This window comes from Sphingobium limneticum (genome assembly GCF_008710155.1).
Classification (GTDB): domain Bacteria; phylum Pseudomonadota; class Alphaproteobacteria; order Sphingomonadales; family Sphingomonadaceae; genus Sphingobium; species Sphingobium limneticum.
In genome coordinates this window covers 294,329-300,797 of sequence record NZ_VYPZ01000005.1, presented here as the reverse complement: position 1 = coordinate 300,797, position 6,469 = coordinate 294,329, and the positions used below count along the sequence as shown (strand labels likewise).

5 protein-coding genes and 1 riboswitch are annotated in these 6,469 nt (G+C 60.6%); of the genes, 2 read left to right on the top strand and 3 right to left on the bottom strand.

Annotated elements, in window-relative coordinates; all coding sequences use genetic code 11:
- Positions 1-122 precede the first annotated feature (122 nt).
- Complete coding sequence (locus F4U94_RS09270) at positions 123-1,349, bottom strand: voltage-gated chloride channel family protein (protein ID WP_150411892.1); 1,227 nt, start codon at positions 1,347-1,349, stop codon at positions 123-125.
- A gap of 23 nt (positions 1,350-1,372) precedes the next feature.
- A riboswitch (Fluoride riboswitch) is annotated at positions 1,373-1,449 on the bottom strand.
- A 49-nt stretch (positions 1,450-1,498) separates the two neighbouring features.
- Positions 1,499-2,413 carry a hydrogen peroxide-inducible genes activator gene (locus F4U94_RS09265; RefSeq protein WP_120251145.1) on the bottom strand — a complete coding sequence of 305 codons (915 nt, stop codon included), beginning with the start codon at positions 2,411-2,413 and terminating at the stop codon, positions 1,499-1,501.
- Positions 2,414-2,583: 170 nt separating this feature from the next.
- Here F4U94_RS09265 and nhaA point away from each other — a divergent pair, with 170 nt between their 5' ends.
- Together nhaA and rodA are read left to right on the top strand one after the other, a co-directional pair.
- Positions 2,584-3,768: a Na+/H+ antiporter NhaA gene (nhaA, locus tag F4U94_RS09260; RefSeq protein ID WP_120251146.1), complete on the top strand. Its 1,185-nt coding sequence runs from the start codon at positions 2,584-2,586 to the stop codon at positions 3,766-3,768.
- A gap of 58 nt (positions 3,769-3,826) precedes the next feature.
- A complete protein-coding gene (gene rodA / locus F4U94_RS09255) occupies positions 3,827-4,951 on the top strand; it encodes a rod shape-determining protein RodA (protein WP_120251147.1) in 1,125 nt (374 codons plus the stop codon).
- A gap of 141 nt (positions 4,952-5,092) precedes the next feature.
- Here rodA and F4U94_RS09250 read toward each other — a convergent pair whose 3' ends face one another.
- Positions 5,093-6,397 carry an SLC13 family permease gene (locus tag F4U94_RS09250; protein ID WP_120251148.1) on the bottom strand — a complete coding sequence of 435 codons (1,305 nt, stop codon included), beginning with the start codon at positions 6,395-6,397 and terminating at the stop codon, positions 5,093-5,095.
- Positions 6,398-6,469 lie beyond the last annotated feature (72 nt).

The following is a 6,469-nucleotide window of genomic DNA, read 5'->3' as shown; positions in this document are numbered from 1 at the left end:
TCTCCACGGCAAACATCCCCGGCCACCCCCCTTAAAAGGAGCAACCTATCCAATGGCTGGTTTTTAAACCGCCACGCTCAGCAAATCGCTGGCGTTACATTGGCCTGGTTTGTCACCGCCCTCTACACCACCGCGATCGGAACCGCGTGGGTGGCCCCGAACAACTCGATACCCATGATCGTACAGGCAAGCGGTGTATTGGCCGCGCCGGCAAAGACGGCGACGAACCCAAGGCCGGCGAAAAGGTCGAGCGGCGCGCCGAGCAGCCAACCCAGCGCATTGCCGAGTGCTGCCCCGATGAAGAATAGCGGCGTCACTTCGCCGCCCTTGAAGCCGGCGCTGAGGGTCACGACCGTAAAGACCATCTTGAGCGCCCAGCTCCACCGATCGGCAGGACCGGTGAAGAAGCCAGCGATGGTCGGGTCTCCGGGAATGGCGGACCAGACGCCAAGACCAAGATAGGCACGTGTGCCAAAAATCCAGACCAGCGCGATGACCAATATGCCGCCAAAGGCCGCCCGCAGAGGGCCATAGGGAATGCGAGCCTTGAGGAACCCGCCGAGCGCGTGATTGGCTTCGGCAAATAGGAGTCCTGCCAGGCCGAATGCCACCCCTGCTACGGCCGCCTTGGCGAGAATCAGCGGTTCGACGATCAGAGCGCCCACGCCTCCAGTAATGCTACTGACCTGGTAGGGCGTGTGATGGATGCCCCAGGCATGGCACGTCCAGTCGCCCACCAGCGCGGCAAGCAGACACGGTAAGATCCCGCTATATTCCATGCGGCCGACCGCCAGTACTTCGAGCGCGAACACAGCGCCGGCTAGCGGCGTGCCGAAAACAGCCCCGAAGCCGGCAGCGACCCCAGCCATCAAAACGATGCGGATGCTCGGAGCGTCAAGTTTGAACAGTCGGGCGGCAGCGCTTGCAAGGCTGCCGCCGAGTTGCACCGCTGTGCCTTCGCGGCCTGCCGCTCCGCCGAACAAATGTGTGGCGATAGTACCGATGAAGACCAACGGCGCCATTCGCAGGGGAACGCCGCCCCCTGGCTCATGAATTTGCTCGACGATCAGATTGTTGCCCGCTTCGACCGACTTACCGGTGCGATGGTAGAGCAGGGCGATTGCCGCGCCACCTGCCGGCAAAAGATAGAGAAGCCAGGGATGATCGAAACGGGCCTGTGTTGCCGCATCCAGACTCCACAGGAATGCGGCACACAACGTGCCGATCAGCGCGGCCAGGGGAACCAGGATCAGCGTCCAGCGCACGACCGACATCGCATGATCGTGTCGATCCCGGAGAAAGGCCGCCACATTGATTATACTGAACAGGTTGCGAAAAGTCGCGCGCACGATTCCTCCTTGCTGCCTTGCGGCGCCAAGTAGGAATCATCGTCCCTTGTCAGGGCGGTTCGACCCGAAGGTCCGGCAGAAATCCATTACCGTGGTACGCCGTATGATGGGCGAAGCGGAAAAGATCAAGGGACGCCACGCGCTTGGGCCTAAGCTTCCTTCTCCGCCCACGGAAGCAACGTCTCCGCAATTGTGGCAGCGAGGCGGTGATAGGCATCGCTGCGTGGTGATGAACTGCGCCATACCATCGTGACCTGACGCACAGGCGCCCGCCGCGACAATGGCCGTGCGACAATCAGCTTCTCCCGCAGAACATCCGAGCGGACATAGAGCGCAGGTAGCAGCGACAGTCCCATTCCGGTGGTCACCATGAGGCGAAGAGTGTCGAGCGTCGTCCCGGCGTAATCCTGGGCCTGGAGCGCGCCAAAATCATTGCAGAGCGCAGCAATCTCATCATGGAGCCGACGTCCACGCTCCATGACCAATATCGTCTCGCCTGCAATAGCTTCGGGATCAATCACCGCCTGCTGGGCGAGCCGGTGATCCGTCGGCATGACCAATTGGAGCGGCTCCCGAATCAGGGGAGTGCTGGTGAAATCCGGGTGATTGATCGCTTCTGGCAAGAGCAGCAGATCATGCGTGCCGTCTGAGAGCTTCGAGGGGAGATTTTCCAGGCGATCCTCGCGGACGAAAATGCGCGTGTCCGGGTAACATGCGCGAAGCGATGGCATCGCGACGGACAAAACATAGGCACCGACGGTTTGGACGACGCCCATTTGAAGCGTGCCCTTAAGGCCTCCCTGTTCGTCGCGCCGGCCAACTTCCTTTATGTCGTCGACATCCGCCAACACGCGTCTTGCCCGATGGGCGATTTCGATTCCCACTGGTGTCAGGAGCACCCGTGCCCGCGTCCGCTCCACAAGGCGCGCTTTGAGTCTGCCTTCCAGCTCCTTGAGTTGAAGGCTAAGGGTCGGTTGAGTGACGTGGCATGCTTGAGCAGCACGGCTGAAACTCAGCGTGTCGGCGACCGCGACCAGGTATCGAAGCTGCTGTAACGTCGGCATGCCTATGCCTTATAGCCTGTAGCTATAAGCAGCAACGAAACTTCCAATTTGCCTCGTACTCGCTTTTGTGAATATCAGCAGCTTCGGCAGTTTGTGTCGCTCGCTTTGGCGGGTGTTTTTGGGCGGCCAGCAACCCTCAACCCTGACGACCCACAGCCAAGGCCGACCGCATGACGGACTATCACCGCATCCATCCCAGTGCCCTGCGCCGATTTCTGGATGCGCAATCTTCTGCTGGACTCGTCCTGATGGGCGCGGCAGCGGCAGCCCTTATCATCGCCAACTCTCCGCTTGGCCCGGGATATGAAGCACTGCTTCATCTCTATATCGGGCCGCTATCTCTGGGACACTGGATCAACGATGCGCTGATGGCGGTCTTTTTCCTGCTTGTCGGTCTGGAGATCAAACGCGAGATGCTCGATGGCCAGCTTTCGAGCTGGTCGAGGCGTGTCCTGCCAGGGATCGCAGCAGCCGGAGGGATGATCGCTCCTGCCCTTGTTTACGTTGCTTTCAACCAAGGCGCATCGGTGCATGGCTGGGCCATTCCGGCAGCCACTGATATCGCCTTCGCACTTGGCGTTATCTCGCTGCTTGGCAGCCGTGTGCCGGCGTCGCTCCGGATATTCCTGACGGCCCTGGCGATTATCGACGATCTGGGCGCCGTAGTTATCATTGCTTTTTTCTACACGGCTGACCTGTCGGTCATCGACCTTGCCGCAGCGGGAGGTGTGGTCGCCGCGCTGGTCGCCCTCAATCGGTTCAAGGTGCGTCGTCTCAGCCCGTACCTGCTACTGGGTATCCTGCTATGGGTGCTGGTCTACCGATCCGGCATTCACGCGACGCTGGCTGGTGTCGTCCTGGCTTTGACTATCCCAATGGACCGGACCCCTGCGCGTCCGGACAGTGAAACGAAAAGTCCGCTGCACCGGCTTGAGCATTTCCTGCATCTGCCGGTTGGCTTCCTGATCGTGCCGATTTTCGGCCTCGCCAATGCGGGCGTCCCGGTGCTGAGCCTGCCCGCCGAAGCACTGGCTGCGCCGGTCACGCTGGGCGTGGCGCTCGGCTTGCTGATGGGTAAGGTGATCGGCGTCTTCGGGTTTTCCATGCTTGCGATCCGTTTGGGGTTCGCGGACCTGCCCGCTCATGCAAGCCGGCTACAGATGCTCGGCGTCGCCTTTCTGTGCGGCATCGGCTTCACGATGAGCTTGTTCATCACGCTTTTGGCATTTCCCGGCGAAGCGTTGCTCCAGTCGGAAGCCAAGATCGGCATCCTGGCTGGTTCATTTCTGTCCGGAATTATCGGCTACGCCATCTTACGCTGGGCGCAACCGGAACGATCAAAACCGGCAATCTGACCCACCCGAAGACGGGCGGCAGGCCGCCCTCCATGACAGTATCTGGAGCATTACCGCGTTGTCGCTCGTCCCCGCAGCCATCCGCACCCTTCCCTTGGGGATGCTGGCAACATTGATGGCGATCGTACTGTTCGGTCTTGCTACCCTCTACTCCGCAGCTGGCGGCTCGATTTCGCCCTGGGCTTCCAACCAGGGCCTTCGCTTTGTACTGCTGTCCGGGTTGATGTTCGCTCTGTCGCGCATCTCCGTGGCCCGCTGGATGGACATTGCCTATCCGCTATACGGCGTCACGCTCGTACTGCTGCTGATCGTCGAACTGTTCGGCAAAATCGGTATGGGTGCGCAACGCTGGATCGACCTCGGTTTTATACGGTTGCAGCCGTCCGAGTTTATGAAGATCGCGGTCGTGCTCAGCCTCGCCAAGTTTTTTCACCGGCTACCGGCGATCTATGTCAGCACGCCATCGGTGCTTGTTGCGCCGATCGCCCTTTTCGCTGTCCCCGCTGCGCTGGTCATGCTCCAGCCCGACCTTGGCACCGCCATGATGATTTCCATGGCGAGCGTGCTCGTCATCTTTCTCGCCGGTGTCGGACTACGCTGGTTCTTGACAGCGGGTGCCGCTCTTCTTGCCGCACTCCCCGTCGCATGGAGCATGCTGCACGATTATCAGAAAAACCGGGTGCTGGTGTTCATGGACCCGGAAGGCGATCCATTGGGCACGGGCTATCACATTACCCAATCGAAAATAGCGATCGGATCAGGCGGACTGTTCGGCAAGGGTTTCCTTGATGGCACCCAAAGCCACCTAGCCTATCTGCCCGAAGCGCATACCGATTTCATCTTCGCGACAATGGCGGAAGAGTGGGGCGTCATGGGCGGCCTCTTCGTCGTGTTGACTTACGGTTATCTCATTCGCTGGGGCTGGCGCCTGGGTGTCGCCGGTGACACGATCTTCACTCGACTGACGGCTTGCGGCCTGGCCTTCACCATCTTCCTTTATGTGTCGATCAACCTTGCCATGGTGATGGGGCTGGCGCCGGTCGTCGGCATTCCGCTGCCACTCATGTCCTACGGAGGCTCAGCGATGATGACGGTGCTGATCCTGCTCGGCATCCTTATGGCCATCCACCGTGAGAACGTAGGCGGATCGCGCCTGAACGGCACTGGATCGTTCGCTGTCTGACTTTTGGAGAACGATTATGAAGCGACAGTTAGACTCCGGTTTCGTCTGGAGCATAATCGCATCAGTTGCGCTTACTTTCGCGCTGCTCCTTGCCGTCGGCGCTTTCTAATTTTTTCAGCAAAAACGTCCGATAAGTCGGCTCTAGAAAGGAAAGGCCGCCTGGATCGCAACGATGGCCACGGCAAAAGTGATGAAGTTGAGCGGAAGCCCGACGCGCACAAAATCCATATAGCGGTAGCCTGCCATCTGATAAACGATGACGTTGGTCTGATAGCCAAACGGGGTGGCGAAAGCCGCGCTGGCTGCAATCATGACGGCGATTAGGAAGGGACGCGGGCTGACCCCTAGACTGTCGGCCAGCGCGACGGCGACAGGCGTCACTAATACCGCGACCGTGGCGTTGGAGAGAAGTTCGGTCAGGACCATGGTGACGCCGTAGAGCACGATGAGTGCGACGAGTGGACTGAGCCCTTCCACACTGGCGATGAGCAGTTCCGACGCCTGCGACGCCAGCCCGCTCTGGTCCATGGCGATACCGATCACGACCATCCCGGCGATCAGGATAAGGATTTCGGGCTTGAGGCCGGCATAGGCCTCATCCGGGCTGATCACGCGCAGAAGAATGAGCAGGACGGCCCCGGTCAGCGCGGTCGCGGCGATCGGCGCAACGTTCAACGCGGCAAGCGCGATGACGCCCACGAATATTCCGGCGGCCAGTGCGGCCTTGCGCGGATGCAGGATGCGTGGCTCGGCAAACAGCGTGGCGTCTCCGACCTGAGCGCTATGAATCGCGTGCGGGTCGATCGCCTTGGGATGCGATTGCGTCTCCTCCTCGGGCCGAGCGAGCATATGCCCGCTCACCAGCAGAAGGTAGAGGCCGCCGACGATCGCGACGGGCAGACCCACGGGCGTGATCTCGAAGAAGCCGAAGCGGGGTTGTCCCGCGACGCGCGCCATGTCGTCGACAAGCAGGTTAGTCGAGGTGCCGATGAGCGTGCAGCAGCCAGTCAGCACGGTGATGTAGGAAAGCGGCATCAGATAGCGCTTGGGCGACTGGCCCAGCGACTGCGCGATGTCACGGATTACGGGGGCACCCAGCACGACGATGGGGGTCGAGTTGAGAAAGCAGGAGGCACAGCCGATCATGGTGAGGAGTAGCCAGATCCCTTTCGATCCCATGCGCTTGCACAGGTTGACACCCAACACAATCGCGCGGTCCAGCAGTCCGCTCAATTCCAACGCGTAGGCGATGACGAACAGCGATGCGAGCGCCATGATTGCGGGGCTGGCAAAGGCGCTCTGCACTTCGACCGGCCTGACCACGCCCGTTATCAGCAGTAGGGCTGCCCCGCTCAGCGCCACCACATCGGCTCGCACCTTGTCCCAGATGAGCGCGGCGACGACCGTCGCCAGAACCAGGAGGGTAAGAAGTTGATCGAGCGTCATGGCTTCCCTGCCTCGGTTTATGGCCGCCGTCTGTCAACGAAAGACGCACCAATGGTCTTCGGGGTGGGAGAG